Origin of the sequence: Hydrogenophaga palleronii (assembly GCF_031457455.1) — a bacterium.
GTDB classification, from domain to species: domain Bacteria; phylum Pseudomonadota; class Gammaproteobacteria; order Burkholderiales; family Burkholderiaceae_C; genus Hydrogenophaga; species Hydrogenophaga palleronii_A.
Map to the genome: position 1 here is coordinate 57522 of NZ_JAVDWU010000011.1, position 16311 is coordinate 73832.

General features: G+C 64.5%; 14 protein-coding genes. 7 read left to right on the plus strand and 7 right to left on the minus strand.

The genetic code is table 11. The features are described 5' to 3' along the window. Positions 1 to 58 precede the first annotated feature (58 nt). Positions 59 to 313: an acyl-CoA-binding protein gene (locus J2W49_RS21515; protein ID WP_310320971.1), complete on the plus strand. Its 255-nt coding sequence runs from the start codon at positions 59 to 61 to the stop codon at positions 311 to 313. 49 nt (positions 314 to 362) lie between these two features. On the opposite strand, the gene J2W49_RS21520 is transcribed toward J2W49_RS21515, so the two are convergent. From J2W49_RS21520 to J2W49_RS21530, 3 genes are read right to left on the minus strand one after another with little or no spacing between them, the layout of a single operon-like run. Next, the gene (locus J2W49_RS21520; protein WP_310320974.1) at positions 363 to 698 is read right to left on the minus strand and encodes a polyhydroxyalkanoic acid system family protein; all 336 of its coding nucleotides are present in this window, start codon (positions 696 to 698) and stop codon (positions 363 to 365) included. Between the two features lie 22 nt (positions 699 to 720). After that, a complete protein-coding gene (locus J2W49_RS21525) occupies positions 721 to 1830 on the minus strand; it encodes an aminopeptidase (RefSeq protein WP_310320976.1) in 1110 nt (369 codons plus the stop codon). Continuing rightward, positions 1830 to 3875 (minus strand): molybdopterin-containing oxidoreductase family protein, encoded by a 2046-nt coding sequence (locus tag J2W49_RS21530; RefSeq protein WP_310320979.1) that lies wholly within the window; start codon positions 3873 to 3875, stop codon positions 1830 to 1832. The genes J2W49_RS21525 and J2W49_RS21530 overlap by 1 nt, the downstream gene beginning before the upstream one ends. 136 nt (positions 3876 to 4011) lie before the next feature. Here J2W49_RS21530 and J2W49_RS21535 point away from each other — a divergent pair, with 136 nt between their 5' ends. From J2W49_RS21535 to J2W49_RS21545, 3 genes are all read left to right on the plus strand, one after another. Continuing rightward, positions 4012 to 5163: an ABC transporter substrate-binding protein gene (locus J2W49_RS21535; protein ID WP_310320981.1), complete on the plus strand. Its 1152-nt coding sequence runs from the start codon at positions 4012 to 4014 to the stop codon at positions 5161 to 5163. Between the two features lie 118 nt (positions 5164 to 5281). Then, positions 5282 to 6499, plus strand: a complete 1218-nt coding sequence (locus tag J2W49_RS21540) for a M20 aminoacylase family protein (RefSeq protein ID WP_310320983.1) — start codon at positions 5282 to 5284, stop codon at positions 6497 to 6499. Continuing rightward, positions 6496 to 7596 (plus strand): M14 family metallopeptidase, encoded by a 1101-nt coding sequence (locus J2W49_RS21545; protein ID WP_310320986.1) that lies wholly within the window; start codon positions 6496 to 6498, stop codon positions 7594 to 7596. The genes J2W49_RS21540 and J2W49_RS21545 overlap by 4 nt, the downstream gene beginning before the upstream one ends. 132 nt (positions 7597 to 7728) lie before the next feature. On the opposite strand, the gene J2W49_RS21550 is transcribed toward J2W49_RS21545, so the two are convergent. The 4 genes from J2W49_RS21550 to J2W49_RS21565 all read right to left on the minus strand — a co-directional run bounded on the left by J2W49_RS21550 (position 7729) and on the right by J2W49_RS21565 (position 11075). Beyond that, the gene (locus J2W49_RS21550) at positions 7729 to 8493 is read right to left on the minus strand and encodes a tetratricopeptide repeat protein (protein WP_310320988.1); all 765 of its coding nucleotides are present in this window, start codon (positions 8491 to 8493) and stop codon (positions 7729 to 7731) included. Between the two features lie 12 nt (positions 8494 to 8505). After that, positions 8506 to 9165, minus strand: a complete 660-nt coding sequence (locus J2W49_RS21555; RefSeq protein WP_310320991.1) for a TetR/AcrR family transcriptional regulator — start codon at positions 9163 to 9165, stop codon at positions 8506 to 8508. 1 nt (position 9166) lies between these two features. Beyond that, the gene (locus tag J2W49_RS21560) at positions 9167 to 10432 is read right to left on the minus strand and encodes a patatin-like phospholipase family protein (RefSeq protein ID WP_310320994.1); all 1266 of its coding nucleotides are present in this window, start codon (positions 10430 to 10432) and stop codon (positions 9167 to 9169) included. 121 nt (positions 10433 to 10553) lie between these two features. Next, on the minus strand, positions 10554 to 11075 hold the full coding sequence (locus J2W49_RS21565) for a phasin family protein (RefSeq protein WP_310320997.1): 522 nt from the start codon (positions 11073 to 11075) through the stop codon (positions 10554 to 10556). Between the two features lie 219 nt (positions 11076 to 11294). On the opposite strand from J2W49_RS21565, the gene J2W49_RS21570 reads away from it, so the two are divergent. The 3 genes from J2W49_RS21570 to J2W49_RS21580 all read left to right on the plus strand — a co-directional run bounded on the left by J2W49_RS21570 (position 11295) and on the right by J2W49_RS21580 (position 16307). Continuing rightward, a complete protein-coding gene (locus J2W49_RS21570; protein WP_310321000.1) occupies positions 11295 to 13280 on the plus strand; it encodes an SDR family oxidoreductase in 1986 nt (661 codons plus the stop codon). A gap of 146 nt (positions 13281 to 13426) precedes the next feature. Further along, on the plus strand, positions 13427 to 14818 hold the full coding sequence (gene trkA / locus J2W49_RS21575; RefSeq protein WP_310321002.1) for a Trk system potassium transporter TrkA: 1392 nt from the start codon (positions 13427 to 13429) through the stop codon (positions 14816 to 14818). Between the two features lie 16 nt (positions 14819 to 14834). Continuing rightward, a complete protein-coding gene (locus J2W49_RS21580) occupies positions 14835 to 16307 on the plus strand; it encodes a TrkH family potassium uptake protein (RefSeq protein ID WP_310321006.1) in 1473 nt (490 codons plus the stop codon). Positions 16308 to 16311 lie beyond the last annotated feature (4 nt).

Here is a 16311-nt window from a genome sequence, read left to right on the forward strand (position 1 = left end):
CTGCGAGGCGCACCGGCTCGACACTACCGACGTTGATCCATTCCAACAGGAGACCTTTATGTCTGATCTCAAAGCCCGCTTCGAAGCTGCCGTTGCCAACTCCAAGAACCTCAGCGAGCGCCCCGACAATGCGACACTGCTGAAGATCTACGCGCTCTACAAGCAGACGACCGCTGGTGACAACGCCGACAAGAAGCCCGGCTTTGGTGACATGGTGGGGCGCGCCAAGTGGGATGCCTGGAACGGGTTCAAGGGTGTGTCCAGTGAGGACGCCATGCAGCAGTACGTGGACCTGATCGAAAGCCTCAGCTGATCACCCGCACCAGATAGCGCGCTCCGCACAAAGGGCCACCGAGACCATCTCAGGTGGCCTTTTTCTTGGCAGCGGCCTTTTTGGCGGCAGGCTTTTTCGCGGCCAGCAAGGCGTCGAGGTTCTTCACGATCTCGTCCTCGATCCGGTCCTTGAACGCCCCCAGCAGGAAGCCCAGCCGGGCATCCAGTTCGAAGTGGTCGTTCGACACCTTGAGCGTACCGGTGACGCCGGAACGGGTGAACTGCACCTCGTCGCAGGTGTCGCTCTCTTCGTAGGTGCAGCTCATGTCGAATTGCTCTTCGGCCTGCTCGGCCCATTGCCAGGCCACCTTGCGGGCGCCGGTGAGGCCAAGGTGGTGGTTGCGCCGGATGTGGATGTCTGCCATGGGTGCGTCCTGTGTGGCTGGGTCAGAGGTTGGGGTCCGGTAGCGTGGCTGCGGTCTTCAGCGCGGCTGCAGCCATGCGCTTGAGTTGTGCGTGCCGCTCATCCATCGGTTGTTTGCTCAGCGCGCGAACCGCATCGTAAAACCGCGCGAAGTCGCGCCCTTCGCGTTCGAACAACGCCTCGAATCCGGGCACGAGTTCGTCGTAGGCGGCCTGGGTGGCGAACATCGCGTTGTTGGCGCGGGCCACCCAGGCGTCGTAGCCGGGGTAGCCGCCCCAGCGTTGCTTGGTGGCTTCGTATTCCTGACGAAAGTGCGACATGGTCGCCATTTTCTGCCGAAGTTTGGCCGCGTCGTCCAGCGTCGGGTCCGTGTAGATGGCCTGCAGACGCGCGCGTGCTGCGAGGGTCAAAGCGCGGAATTCCCGGCGACGGGCATCGAAGGTGGCGTACTCGGCTTTCGCCTGCTCGCCGGCCTGCTGCGACAGCCAGCGCGCGCCGCCCAGCCGCTCCACCGCGGTGGCGAACGACTCGTTGAACATGGTGTCGTTCTTCGCATACACCACCTGATGGGCCAGCTCATGAAACACAATGCGGGCCAGCTCGCCTTCCGGGTAGCCAATGAAGGTGTTGAGCAAAGGATCGCCACCGGCCCAGTTCATCCAGCCCAGGGTGGAATACGCCGGAACGGGGTAGATGGCCACGTCCAGTTCGCGTGGCAGGCTGTCGGCAAAGGCCCGGGCATCGGCCTCGCTGTAATAGCCCCGGTAGCCCACACACCCCACCACGGGAAAGCACCAAGTGTTCAGGCTGAGTTCCAGCGCAGGCGCTGCGACCACGTTGTAGACTGCGGCACGGCGTTGCAGGTCGGCGTAGCGGCGGTAGCTGGCGTTGTCGGGCAGGGCCAGCTCATGGGCCGCAAATTCCCGGATGCGTTGTGCGGTGGCCAACCGTGACCTGAGTGCTGCAGGCGTCTGTTCGTCATCGATCCAGGTCTGCACCGGCCGCGCGGCCCGCATCAGCTGAAGGTGACCCGTGACCGACTGCCAGTAGTAGCCCACGCCGGTGGTGGGGCTGGCGCAGCCCCCCAGGCTGGCGCTGAGCAACATGGCGGCCAGCACCCGGGGCACGATCATCAGGCAGACTCCGTAAGCGGTTGGACCTCGACCGCGCAGTCGTAGAACACCGGTCCACGGCCCAGGTCGGTGAGGCGCTGGCTGGTGACCTCGTTCACATTGGTGCCGAAGGCACCGAGCTTGCGCCACCAGATGCCCAGGCCATTGACCACGCCCGGGCGCGCCCGGCGCGACACCTCGGCCTTGCAGCGGTATTCGCCCCGGTCGTTGAAGATGCGCACCATGGCGCCGGACGCGATGCCCCTGGCCAGGGCATCGTCGGCGTGCATTTCCAGCACGGGTTCGCCTTCGATGTCGCGCAAGCTCGTCACGTTCACGAAGCTGGAGTTGAGGAAGTTGCGCGCCGGGGGCGAGATCATGGCCAGCGGGTAGGGGTCGCTGGCGGTCGGTGTTTCGTAGTTGGGCAGATGGTCCGGCAGGCCATCCAGGCCTTGGGCTGCCAGGCGTTCACTGAAAAATTCGCAGCGACCCGACGGGGTGGGGAAGTTGCCGTGTGTGAAGGGGGCATCAGGCACCGGCAGCGTGACAAAGCCGGTGTGGAGCAACTGGTCGAAGTCGACCACATCGCCGAACGCCGTGCGGCACAGCGTGAGGTCGTCTTCTTCAAAGCAGGGGTCGTCAAAACCCATGCGCCGGGCCAGGGCGCGGAAGATGTCGGTGTTGGTGCGGGCTTCGCCCAGCGGCTCGACGGCTGGCCGGTTGAGCAGCACGTCGGTGTGGCCATAGCTGGCATGGATGTCCCAGTGTTCGAGCTGGGTGGTGGCCGGCAGGATGTAATCGGCGTGGTCGGCGGTGTCAGTCTGGAAGTGTTCGAGCACCACGGTGAACAGGTCCTCGCGAGCAAAACCCTGGACGACCTTGGATGACTCGGGCGCCACCGCCACCGGGTTGCTGTTGTAGACGATCAGCGCTTCGATCCTGGGGCCGAAGGTCGGCGAGGCTTCGCGCAGCAGATCGTCGCCGATTGTGCTCATGTTGATGGTGCGCGGGGTGCGACCGGCCAGCAGATCGGGGCGCTGCAGCGCCGCGCGCCGGATCGGGAAAAACCCCGAAGACGACAGCAGCAAGCCGCCCGCACGGTGCCGCCAGGCGCCCACCAGGGCCGGCAGGCAGGCGATGGCGCGCACGGCGTTGCCGCCTCCGCGCACGCGCTGCATGCCGTAGTTCAGGCGAATGGCGGCCGGCCGGGTGGTGCCGTAGGCCTGGGCCAGGTCCTTGATCTGTTGCACCGGCACGCCGCAGATGTCGGCCGCGCGCTGCGGCGGCCATTGCAGGGCGCGCTCGCGCAGCCGCTCCCAGCCCAGCGTGTGGCGGCTGATGTAGTCGTGGTCTAGCCAGTCGTGGGTGATGAGTTCGTGCATCACGGCCAGCGCCAGCGCAGCGTCGGTGCCGGGCTTGAGCGCGATGTGCTCGTGGCACTTGTCGGCGGTTTCGCTGCGGCGCGGGTCGATGCAGATGAGGCGCGCGCCGTTGCGCTTGGCTTGCTGCGCGTGGCGCCAGAAGTGCAGGTTGCTGGCGATCGAGTTGCTGCCCCAGATCAGGATCAGGCCGGCCTCGGCGAAATGCTCCACCTTCATGCCGACCTTGCCACCGAGGGTGTGCACCAGGCCTTCGCCGCCGGCATTGGCGCAGATGGTGCGGTCCAGCAACGAAGCGCCCAGGCGGTGAAAGAAGCGCGCCGCCATGCCTTCGCCCTGCACCTGGCCCATGGTGCCGGCGTAGCTGTAAGGCTGGATGGCTTCAGGGTTCCGTGCCGCAATGGCCTGAAGTTTGGAGGCGATGTCGTTCAGTGCGGTGTCCCAGTCCACCCGTTCGAACTGGCCACTGCCCTTGGCGCCCGTGCGGCGCAAGGGGTGCAGCAGCCGCTCGGGGTGGTAGGTGCGTTCGGTGTAGCGCGAAACCTTGGTGCACAGGGCACCGTCGGTATGCGCGTGTTCAGCGTTCCCCTGCACGCGCACGGCCACGCCGTTCTCCACGGTGGTGATCAGGGCGCAGGTGTCGGGGCAATCGTGGGGGCAGGCGCCACGGACGGCGAGGGTGTTCATGGTGGACGTCGGATCGTTGTCGCCGGAGGTCGGGAAAGTGGGGTGGCTCGCGGTTCTTATGTTATATGCTGCATAGGAAACGCCCTTGGGGCGCCCGCGATTCAACAGCTGGAAACCAGCATATCAGGAGATTGCCATGCAGCGTCGTCAAGCGCTTTCCACGGTGTGCAAGCTGGTCGGATCATCGGCGCTGGGCGCATGGACAGGGGCAGCGGTGGCTCAAAGCGCGGGTGTGAGCGACACCCGCATCCTGCTCGGGCAGTCGGCCCCGTTTTCCGGGGCTGCGGAGCAACTGGGTCTGCAGTTCTATCTGGGCGCTCAGCTCTACTTCGAAGCCCTCAATGCCAAGGGTGGCGTCAATGGACGAAGCATTGAAATCAAGCGGCTGGACGATGGGTACGAGCCGGAGCGCTGCGTAGCCAATACCCGTCAGTTGATCGATGAGGGGGTGTTCGCGCTCTTTGGCTACATCGGCACGCCCACGGGCGTGGTCGCGTTGCCACTGGCCACCGAAGCCAAGGTGCCGTTTTTTGCACCGTTCACTGGTGCCGAGGCGCTTCGAACGCCGTTCAACCGTTATGCGATTCACGTGCGTGCGTCGTACTTCGATGAAACTGCCGCCATCGTCCGCCAGACCACATCGACCGGCATCAAGAAGATCGCTGTCTTCTACCAGAATGACGCCTACGGCAAGGCGGGGCTGGAAGGTGTGACCCGCGCCCTGAAAGAGCTGAATTCGGAGCCTGTGTCCACTGGTACGGTCGAGCGCAACACCACCGACGTTGAAAAGGCGGTGAACGACATCATGGCCCAGCGCCCCGAGTCCATCGTGCAGATCAGCGCCTACAAGTCTTGCGCGGCGTTCATCCGCCTGGCCCGCAAGCGTGGGTTTGTTGGCAACTTCTACAACGTGTCTTTCGTGGGCACACAGGCCTTGCTCGACGAACTGGGCGCGGACGCCAGGGGCGTGGTGGTCAGTCAGGTCATGCCATTTCCCTACGCGCCGCTCTCGCCCATTGCCGGTGAGTACCTGGCTGCCTTGAAGGCCAAGACCGGGCAGACACCCAACTACTCCAGCATGGAGGGGTTTGTGGCGGCCAAAGTGTTCACGGAAGGTGTGCGCCGAGCCGGCCGCAACCTGAACCGGGAAGGCTTCATTGGTGCGGTGCAGAGCATCCGCAACCTGGACCTCGGGGGCTTCCCTGTCGACTTTGGCCCCAACAAGCACACCGGGTCCAAGTTCGTGGATCTCACGTTGCTGACCGCCGATGGCCGGATTCGCCGCTGAGGGCTGACACGCCCCAATGTCGGAGGGGTTGTCGCCGAAGAGGCGCCGAGCAAGTGGCCGGGTTGGGTACCATGGGTGATTCTTTATCGCAACTGGCGCTGGTGTGCCGGGAGACCCCATGCAACTCATTGACTCCATCCTGACCCAGGCCGCGTCCATTGCGGCCGTCCGACGTGACATTCACGCCCACCCTGAACTCTGTTTTCAAGAGGTACGCACCGCCGACGTGGTGGCGGGCAAGCTGACCGAATGGGGTATTGAGGTGCATCGCGGGCTGGGCACCACCGGCCTGGTGGGCGTGGTGCATGGCCGCGACGGCGGTGCCTGCGGCCGCGCCATTGGCCTGCGTGCCGACATGGATGCCTTGCCCATGCAGGAGCACAACACCTTCGCCCATGCCAGCCAGCATGCTGGAAAAATGCACGCCTGTGGCCACGACGGCCACACGGCCATGCTGCTGGCCGCCGCACAGCATTTCGCCAGGCACCGCAACTTCGATGGCACGGTGTACCTGATCTTCCAGCCGGCCGAAGAGGGCGGTGGCGGTGCCCGCGAAATGATCAAGGATGGGCTGTTCGACAAGTTTCCGGTGGAGGCGGTGTTTGGCATGCACAACTGGCCCGGCATGCCGGTGGGCACTTTTGCCGCCAGCCCGGGCCCGGTCATGGCGTCGAGCAACGAGTTCCACATCGTGATTCGCGGCAAGGGCGCGCATGCCGCGTTGCCACACAACGGCATCGACCCGATTCCGGTGGCCTGCCAGATGGTGCAGGCCTTCCAGACCATCATCACGCGCAACAAGAAGCCGGTGGATGCCGGGGTGATCTCGGTCACCATGATCCACACCGGCGAGGCCACCAATGTGGTGCCCGACAGCTGCGAGATTCAGGGCACGGTGCGCACCTTCACTTACGAGGTGCTGGACCTGATCGAAAAGCGCATGAAGGAAATCGCCGAACACACTTGCGCCGCCTTCGACGCCACGGTGGAGTTCAAGTTCAAGCGCAACTACCCGCCCACGATCAACCATGCCGTGGAAACCGCCTTTGCGCGCGAGGTGATGGCCGAGATCGTGGGTGCCGATAAGGTGGTCGACCAGGAGCCGACCATGGGTGCCGAAGACTTTGCCTACATGCTGCAGGCGCGCCCCGGCTGCTACGCCTTCATTGCCAACGGCGATGGCGCGCACCGCGAAATGGGGCACGGCGAAGGACCCTGCATGCTGCACAACCCGAGCTACGACTTCAACGACGATCTGATCCCCCTGGGTGCCACCTTCTGGGTGCGCCTTAGCGAGAAGTGGTTGGGCCAGCCACGTGCCGGTGGCGCTGCATGATGGATCTGCACAAAGCGTTCGCCGCTTCGTACGCCCGCGCCCGCGTGCAGTTCCTGGAAGCTGCTGCCACCGCTGGCATGGCCATCACCAGCCACAACCACCCCCTGACCGGGCGCGACGGCGAGGTGCTGGCCATGGACGTGGCGCTGGATGGCTCGCCTGAAGCCGAGCGCCTGCTGGTGATCAGCAGCGCCTGCCATGGCGTGGAAGGCTACTGCGGCTCCGGCGTGCAGGTGTTCGCCGCACACGACGCCGAATGGCGAGCCAAGACCCGCGAAGCTGGCGTGGCGGTGCTCTACATCCACGCGCTGAACCCGCACGGCTTTTCCTGGGTGCGCCGCGTGACCCACGAGAACGTCGACCTGAACCGCAACTTCCAGGACTTCGCCCAGCCCCTGCCGGAGAATCCTGCGTACGCAGAACTGCACCCGTTGCTGTTGCCGGAAACCTGGCCCCCCAGCGAGGCGAACGAGGCCGCCATTGGCCGTTTCATTGCAGAGCGCGGAATCGACCAGTACCAGGCAGCGGTGTCGCAGGGGCAGCACGCCTTTGCCGACGGCCTTTTCTATGGGGGCACCGCGCCCACCTGGAGCAACGGTACGTTGCGCAAGGTGTTGCGCACCCACGGTGCCCGCGCCCGCCACATCGCCTGGATCGACCTGCACACAGGCCTGGGCGAGAGTGGGCTGGGCGAGCGCATTTTTGCCGGTGAGGACGACGCCCTTGCCGTGGCCCGTGCCCGCGCCTGGTGGGACGGCGGCGGTCAGACGCCGGTCACTTCCATCTACGACGGCTCTTCCACCTCAGCCAGACTGACCGGCCTGATGTGGAGCGCGATGCCGCAGGAATGCCCGCAGGCCTCGTACACCGGCATCGCCATGGAGTACGGCACGGTGCCCATCACCGAAGTGGTGAACGCTTTGCGCGCCGACCACTGGCTGCACCTGCACCCCGAGGCCCCCGAGCCCTTGAGAACGGCCATCAAGCAACAGATGCTGGCCGCCTTCTACGTGGACACCGACGAATGGCGCGCCCAGATCATCACCCAGGCCCGCCAGGCCATGTTTCAGGCGGTGGATGGCCTGGCCAGCAGCTGAGCGCGCGCCAGAAAGTGAATAGCGGGCCGAACTGGCGGAGCGAAGTGCCTTCGTCCAGCAACACCCAGGATCCGGCTTTGCCGGTCCGAAGGTGTGCCCCCCTGGGGGGGTGACGCGAAGCGGCGCGGGGGGTCAATCCAATCGCGCAGTCTCCAAATAGAGCTGTTCCATCGCATCCAAGGGTTCGATGGAAGCCGCCCTGTCCTGAAGCTCCGTGGCCGTGCTCAGTTGGCGTCTGCCTTCCAGCATGAGCAAGCCTCTGGCGTGTTCGGTCAGGGTGATGGCGGAGTCCGGGTTGAGGCTGTGTGCTTGCTGGAACAAGGCAAGTCCCGCTTCGGCGGTCGCGCCGTAGGTGATCCGCGCGATCATGCGGCCCACCTTGTCGATCACTTCGGCGTGGAACGTTCCGAGGGCGAGATGGGCATCCGCATGCTGCGGCGCGCGCTCGATCGTCTTTTCCAGTGCGCTCTTGATACGCGCACCGAGCCCGTTGGCCAGTGCCTTGGCCACGCTGATGCCCTGGCTGTACCGCCCCAGCGCATAGGCTTGCCAGTACCAGGCGCCCGGGTTGTCGGGCTGGCGCAACTGCAGCGCCTGCGCCCGGGCGGCGGCCTCCAGCAACAGCGACTCCCGACGCTGCTCGCGCGGTTCGAGGTAGGTGGCGTAGATGCAGGTGGCCTTGTTGGCCAGGTTCATTCCCGCGTCACCCAGCAGCAGACCCGCCTGCGTCGCGCGTTGGAATTCGCCGTTGTGGAAGAGCACCCAGGCTTGCAGCAGATCCGGATCGGTGGGCATCGGTTCGGCATCGCCTTTGTGCAGGCGTTCCCAACTGGCGCTCAGTCGATCGGCGTCGAACCGGACCGGCAAGGGGTGGGGGCAGTCGATCCAGTCGCTCATGGTGGGCAGGCCCTAGTCAGGCGTCTGGTAGGCGCCGGTGAGCTGGAGCAGGTGCTGGCGCTGGCTCTTTTCCAGGTAGGGTGCCAGCAGGTTCAGCACATGTTGCGCGCCACGCAGCAGCGCCTGCTGTGCGTTGTCGGGTTCCAGGGCGTTGCGTGGGTCGCGCACGTATTCGAAGCTCAGCCAGTAGGTCAGCACCACCACCATGCAGTTGGCCGTGGGCTCGACTTCCCGTGCGTCGATGTCCACCGCGCCGCCTCGACTCATGCCCGCAAGCAATTGGCGGATGGCACGTGTCTTGTTTTTCAGAACCGTCTGGAAGTGCATCTCCAGCATCCGGTTCTTGGAGAGCAGGTCGTTCAGGTCGCGGTAGAGGAACCGGTAGCTCCAGATGATTTCGAACAGCGAGTGAAGAAAAAACCAGGCGTCTTCGATGTTGCGAACGTTGTCGCTGGCGCTGAGCAACTCGCCCAGGGCGCGCTCGTACCGCTCGAACAAGGTGTTGATGAGCTCGTCCTTGGCCGGGTAGTGGTAGTAGAGGTTGCCCGGACTGATGCCAAGCTCGGCCGAGATCAGCGTGGTGGAGACATTGGGCTCGCCGAACCGGTTGAACAGCTCCAGCGTGACTTCCAGGATGCGTTCGGCGGTGCGCCTGGGGGCTTTTTTGGCCATGTCAGGTGCCGGCGGGTGAAATGGTCAGGCGGTGCTGCAGTTCGTCCAGCGTGGCGTGAAGGCGCTCCATGGCCTGCATCGATGTTTCGACAGGCAAGTGCTTGTCCGGTGGCAGCAGATGCATGACCTTTGCCAGCGTGGCTTCCCTGTCCAGCGTCACGCCATGCCGTTTCAGGGCAGGTGTCAGTTCATGTGCTCGGGTGCGCAGGGTGACTCGCGTCTGCTGGTAGGCATGCTCGGCCAGCTCGCGTCGCTGGCGGTAGCTGAAGGTGTTGGCAAAGAACAGCTCGGCGTCGCGCTGGTCGGGTTCGATCAGCACGATGTCGGTGTTCGGGTAGACCTGCTCGTAGTGCTTGAAACCCAGCTCCAGGCGCGAATGAATCATCGAGCGGAAAGTCTGGCTCATCACGGTGGGCAGCCCGCCCTCCACCAGCGAGGGGATGCGGTGCCGTTGCCGGGCCAGCGGATCTGCATGAAAAGGCACCAGCGGGTTGAGGCACAGCAGCAGGTCCAGGCCTTCCTCGAGCGCGACGGTGGCGTGAAGGGTTTTCTTCAGGGCGCCGTCGACATAGTGTTTGCCGTCGATCTGGACCGGCGGAAACAGGCCGGGCAGGGCGGCGCTGGCCTGCAGGGCACGCGAGATGGGCACATGATCCCAGCCCGGGCGACCAAAAGGGGCGGCATCGCCGGTGTCAAGCTCGGTGGCGACGAGCGTGAGCCGCGCACGGAGCTGGCGGAAGTCGTTGGTGCGTCCTTCGCGGGCAAACAGCTGTTCGATCTTGCGGTGGATGTCGTCGTTGTCGAAGACGCCGGTGGGCAGGGCGGCGCCCACGCGCTCGAACGCATGGGCCAGTGGCTTGCGCTGCACACCCCAGGCCCACAGCGCGCTGCCCAGCAGCCCGGGCAGGCGCTGAACCCGGCCGCCGATTTCCTGCCAGGCGGGCTTCATCAGCCAGGACGGGTCGAAGTTTTCTTCGGTGGGCCGGTCTTCAATAAAAGCTTCGCAGAGCTGCCTGGGTGTCAGGCCATTGGCCAGTCCGGCGGCGATGAAACCGCCAGCCGAGACGCCCACGTAGTGATCGAGGTCGTTGAAGTCCAGTCCCTTCAGGCACTCGCTGAGTGCACACAGGGCTCCGATTTCATAAATGGCACCGAGCGGTCCGCCACCCGCCAGCGCCAGTGCGATGCGTGGGCGACGGGGTGAGGGGGTGCGCCGTTTTTTTTCTCGACCGGCGCCGCCGCCGGGGATGGAACTCGGTGATCTCATGTGTTCGAGTGTAGACCGGTCAGTAGCTGGCAACTGCTGCATTGCAGCATCCACGGCAGGCACAAAAAAGGGGCGTCAAGCGCCCCTTTTTTGATCTCCCGGCGCAGCGCCATGCGGAGGATCAGGCCGCCTTCGCGCGGCTGGTCTTGCGCGCGGCGGGCTTGGCTGCGGCCTTGGCAGGTGCTGCCTTGCGGGGAGCGGCCTTGGCTGCGGCGACCGGTTTGCCACTGAGGCGCTGCACATGCTGGCTCAGCTCGTCGATGCGGGCGATCAGGGCATCGACGTCGCGGGCGGAAGGCACGCCCAGCTTGTTCAGCGCCTTGGCGACGCGCTCTTCAAACAGGTTCTCCAGCTTGTCCCACTGGCCGGTGGCCTTGGAAGAGATCTCGGTGGCCATGCTGCTCATGCGGCTGGAGGCCTCGGAAATGCGTTCCTCTGCCACCGCCTGCGTCTTGCGCTGGATCGACAGGCCTTCCTTGACCAGCGATTCGAAAGCCTTGCCGCCTTCTTCCTGCGCCTTGGAGAAGGCGCCCAGGCCGGCCAGCCAGATCTGCTGTGCCGAGTCCTTAATGGCGCCTGCCAGAGGAGACGCGGAAGCTGAAGCCTTGGACGAGGCGGTGGATTTCTGGACTTTCTTGACCATGATGTTTCCTTTGAGAGACAGAGGGATGAAGGGACGCACCTGGGTGCAGGCGCGCCAGCGAATCGATGAGGGCAATGTACGGGGATCCATGGGGGCCTGTGTAGGGGCAGACGACTAAAGCGGGCAAACCCACGGGTTTGTGCGGAATGGGTGAGGCGCGAGGCTGGTGAAGAATGCGAAATCGTTTTCACCCGCACTTTTCAACAAAAGGAGATCTCCATGCACTACTTCGTCACCGGTGCGACCGGCTTCATCGGCAAGCGGCTTGTCAAGAAACTGCTGGAGCGCAAGGGGGCGGTGGTGCACTTCCTGATTCGACAGGAAAGCGAAGGCAAGGTGGCGGATTTGCGCAGCTACTGGGGCGTGAGCACGGCGCGCGCGGTGCCGGTGTTCGGTGACCTCACCGCCAAGAAACTCGGCGTGAGTGCCGATGCCACCAAGGCATTGAAGGGCCAGATCGATCACTTCTACCACTTGGCCGCCGTGTACGACCTGGAGGCGGACGCGGAGAGTCAGATCGCCGTGAACGTGGACGGCACACGCAACACCGTGGACTTCGCCAAAGCCATTGGCGCGGGGCATTTCCACCATGTGTCGTCGATTGCAGCGGCCGGTCTGTACGAAGGCGTGTTCCGCGAAGACATGTTCGACGAGGCCGAGGGCCTGGACCACCCGTATTTCATGACCAAGCACGAGAGCGAAAAGATCGTGCGCCAGGAAAGCAAGCTGCCCTGGACGGTGTACCGACCGGCCGCCGTGGTGGGCGACAGCAGCACCGGCGAGATGGACAAGATCGACGGGCCTTATTACTTCTTCAAGCTGATCCAGCGGTTGCGCCAGATCCTGCCGCCCTGGATGCCCAGCGTGGGTCTGGAGGGGGGGCGCATCAACATCGTGCCGGTGGACTTCGTGGTCGACGCCCTCGACCACATCAGCCACCAGAAACGCAGCGGCGGCGCCTGCTTCCACCTGGTGGACCCGATGGGCTACCGCGTGGGCGACGTGCTCGACATCCTGAGCAAGGCGGCGCACGCGCCCAAGATGAACCTCTTCGTGAATGCCGCGCTGATGGGCTTCATCCCCAAAAGCGTGAAGAAGGGACTGATGGCGCTGGCGCCGGTGCGCCGCGTGTACAAGGCCATCATGCAGGATCTCGGTTTGCCCGAGGACATGATGACCTTCGTCAACTACCCCACGCGCTTCGACTGCCGTGAGACGCTGGCCGCGCTCAAGGGCAGCGGCATTGCCTGTCCCAATTTCAAGGACTACGCGTGGCGGCTGTGGGATTACTGGGAACGCCACCTCGACCCCGACCTGCACATCGACCGCAGCCTCAAAGGCACGGTGGCGGGCAAGGTGGTGCTGGTCACGGGCGGCAGTTCCGGTATCGGTCTGGCGGCGGCACACAAGTTTGCCGAGGCAGGCGCCGTGACCATCATCTGCGGGCGCGACCAGGACAAGCTTGACGAGGCCTGCGCAGAAGCCAAGGACAAGGGCTATCAGTTCATCGCCTACCCGGCCGACATCGCCGACATGGCCGACGCCGACCGCTTCGTGAAGCTGCTGATCGACAACCACGGTGGCGTGGATTTCCTGATCAACAACGCTGGCCGCTCGATCCGCCGCGCCATCGAGGGCAGCTACGACCGCTTTCACGACTTCGAGCGCACCATGCAGCTCAACTACTTTGGCTGCCTGCGCGTGACCATGGGCCTGCTGCCCGGCATGGTGGCCAAGCGCAAGGGCCATGTGGTCAACATCAGCTCCATCGGTGTGCTGACCAACGCGCCGCGTTTCAGCGCCTATGTGGCCAGCAAGGCCGCGCTCGATGCCTGGACACGCTGCGCCAGCAGTGAGTTCGCGGACCAGGGCATCAGCTTCACCACCATCAACATGCCGCTGGTGCGCACGCCCATGATCGCGCCCACGCAGATCTACAAGAACGTGCCCACGCTCGCCCCCGAAGAAGCCGCCGACATGATTGCACAGGCCTGCATCTTCAAGCCGGTGCGCATCGCCACCCGCCTGGGCGTGACCGGCCAGGTGTTGCACGCCTTTGTGCCGCGCGTGGCGCAGATCGTGATGAACACCAGCTTCCGCATGTTCCCGGACTCATCCGCCGCCAAGGGGGAGAAGGGTGCCAAGCCCCAGCTGTCAGCCGAGGCCGTGGCCATGCAGCAGATGATGCGTGGCATTCACTTCTGATCGCGGCGTTTCGGCGCGGCAGCCTGGATTGGCCGTGCCTGATCGCGGGCCTGCCCCAGGCTGGTAACAGCGATGATGCATGCCGGACTGCGGGAAGCCTGTCTGGCGCGGACACCGCATGCCGGCAGGCGTATGATTCCGCGACCATGAACATCATCATCCTGGGCGCTGGCCGTGTGGGCGAGAGCGTCGCCGAGAGTCTGGTTTCTGAGCAGAACGACATCACCGTCATCGATCACGACCCTGCGCGGTTGCGGTTGCTGGAAGACCGGCTGGATCTGCGGGGCGTGGTGGGCAATGGCATTCAGCCTTCGGTGCTGCGCGAGGCCGGGGCCAAGGACGCCGACATGGTGATCGCTTGCGCCGCCAACGACGAAGCCAACCTCGTGGTCTGCAAGGTGGCGCACGACATCTTCAACGTGCCCAGCACCATCGCTCGCCTGCGTTCGCCCGAATTCGTGGAAGGCGACGAACTGCTGGGCAAGAACGGCTTCGCGGTGGACCATGTGATCTGCCCGGAAGAGTCGGTCACGCGCTACATCCACCAGCTCATCAGCTACCCCGAAGCCCTGCAGGTGCTGGAGTTTGCCGACGGCCGCGCCAGCCTGATTGCCATGCGAGCGGCCTATGGCGGTGCGCTGGTGGGACACACCATCGGTGAATTTCGCGACCGGTTCCCGCATGCCGAGATGCGCGTGGTGGCACTGTACCGGCTCGATACCGAGATGGAAGCCACCAAGACCACCCGCATCCTCGCGGGTGACGAAGTCTTCGTGCTGGCCGACACACAGAAGATCCGCTACGTGCTCGGCGCCATCCACAACATCGACAAACCGGTGCAGCGCGTCATGATCACAGGCGGTGGCAAGGTGGGCTTGCGACTGGCGCGCAGCCTGGTGGGGCAGTGCGAGGTGAAGATCATCGAGCGCGACAAGAAGCGCTGCGAATACCTGGCCAGCCAGTTGCCGTCGAGCATGCTGATCCTCAGCGGCGACGGTGCCGACGAAGACCTGCTGCTGGAAGAGAACGTCGGCCAGATGGACCTGTTTCTGGCTCTGACCAACGACGACGAAGACAACATCATGTCGGCCATGCTGGCCAAGCGGCTGGGTGCGGGCCGGGTCATGGCGCTGATCAACCGCCGCGCTTATGCCGACATGATGCAGGGCAGCACCATCGACATTGCCATCTCGCCATCGCAGACCGTGATCGGCGAACTGCTCACTCACCTGCGCCGCGGCGACGTGGCGGCGGTGCACAGCCTGCGCCGGGGTGCGGCCGAAGCGCTGGAAGGCATTGCGCGCGGCGATGTGAAAACCAGCAAACTCGTGGGCCGCAAGGTGGAAGAGCTCAAGCTGCCCAAGGGCGCGCGCATCGGCGCCATCGTGCGCGGCGAGGGACGCAAGTCCGAGGTGCTCATGCCCCACCACGACACGGTGATTGAAACCGATGACCACATCATCATGTTCATCCCGAACAAGCGCCTGGTGCGCGAAGTTGAAAAGCTCTTCCAGGTGAGCGCCACGTTCTTCGGCTGACCTGATCAGGTTTTTCATGCCTTTGTTGCGCGTCTTCCCGGTGCTCGGGGTCATCGTGATGGTGTTTTCCGCAACCATGTGTGTGCCGCTGGCCGTGGCCTGGCTGATGCAGGACGGTGCGGTGCGTGCCTTTCCGCTCGCCATCGCCGCCACCTTCGCATTGGGCCTGGCGCTGCGCAGCGCCGTGTTCGTCGTGGGACGCAATGTGGAGTTGCAGACGCGCGACGGCATCTTGCTGGTGGGGCTGGTGTGGACCCTGCTGCCGTTTTGCGCGAGTTTTCCCTTGCTGATCCACTTTGCCCAGGAGGGCACACACTTCAGCTTCACTGATGCCTACTTCGAGGCCATGTCGGGCCTGACCACCACCGGTGCCACGGTGCTCACCGGGCTGGACGCATTGCCGGGGTCGATCAATCTGTGGCGCTGTTTCCTGCAGTGGCTGGGCGGCATGGGCATTCTGGTACTGGCAGTGGCGATCCTGCCGATGCTGGGCGTGGGCGGCAGCCAGGTGTTCCGCGCCGAAGCCACCGGCCCCATGAAGGAAGCGAAGCTCACGCCCCGCATCACCGAGACCGCCAAAGGGCTGTGGAGCGTGTATTGCGGCCTGTCGCTCGCCTGCGCGCTGGCGTATTGGCTGGGTGGCATGTCGGCGCTGGACGCCTGGGCACACATGTTCACGACCATGAGCCTGGGAGGGCTGTCCACGCACGACAACAGCTTCGGGTACTTTGCCTCGCCCACGCTGGAATGGATCGCCATCGTGTTCATGCTGATCGCCAGTGGCAACTTCGCCCTGTACTTCGTGGCGGTGGCCAAGCGCAGCCCGGCCCGCATCGTGCACGATCAGGAGTGGCGTGGCACCCAGGTGCTGCTGGTGGGGGGAAGTGTGTTCGTTGCAATTTTGCTGCTGGCCAGAGGGGTGATCACCGATCCGCTGGACGCATTGCGCACCGCGCTGTTCAATGTGGTGTCCATCGGTTCCACCACAGGCTATGCCACCCTCGACTACACCACCTGGCCGGTATTCGCTCCACTTTTCATGATTCTGTTGTCCGGCATTGCCACCAGCGCGGGCTCCACCGGGGCTGGCATCAAGATGGCGCGCGTGCTGCTCCTGCTCAAGCAGGCACGGCGGGAAATGTCGCGCAGCATTCACCCGCGCATGGTGCGGCCGGTGATGCTCAGTGGCCATGCGGTGGACAACGGCACGCTGTTGTCCGTGCTGGGTTTCATGCTGCTCTATGGCGGCACCATCATCGGCTTGACCATGACGTTGTTGCTCTCCGACATGCCTTTCGACACGGCGTTTTCCGCCGTGGTGGCCAGCGTCAACAACATGGGCCCTGGCCTGGGACCTGTGGGGCCGGCCGGCAACTTTCAGGGTCTGAGCGATTTTCAGACCTGGGTCTGCACCCTCGCCATGCTGCTCGGGCGACTGGAAATCCTTTCTTTTCTAGTGCTGTTCACCCCGGGGTTCTGGCGGCGCTGAGGCC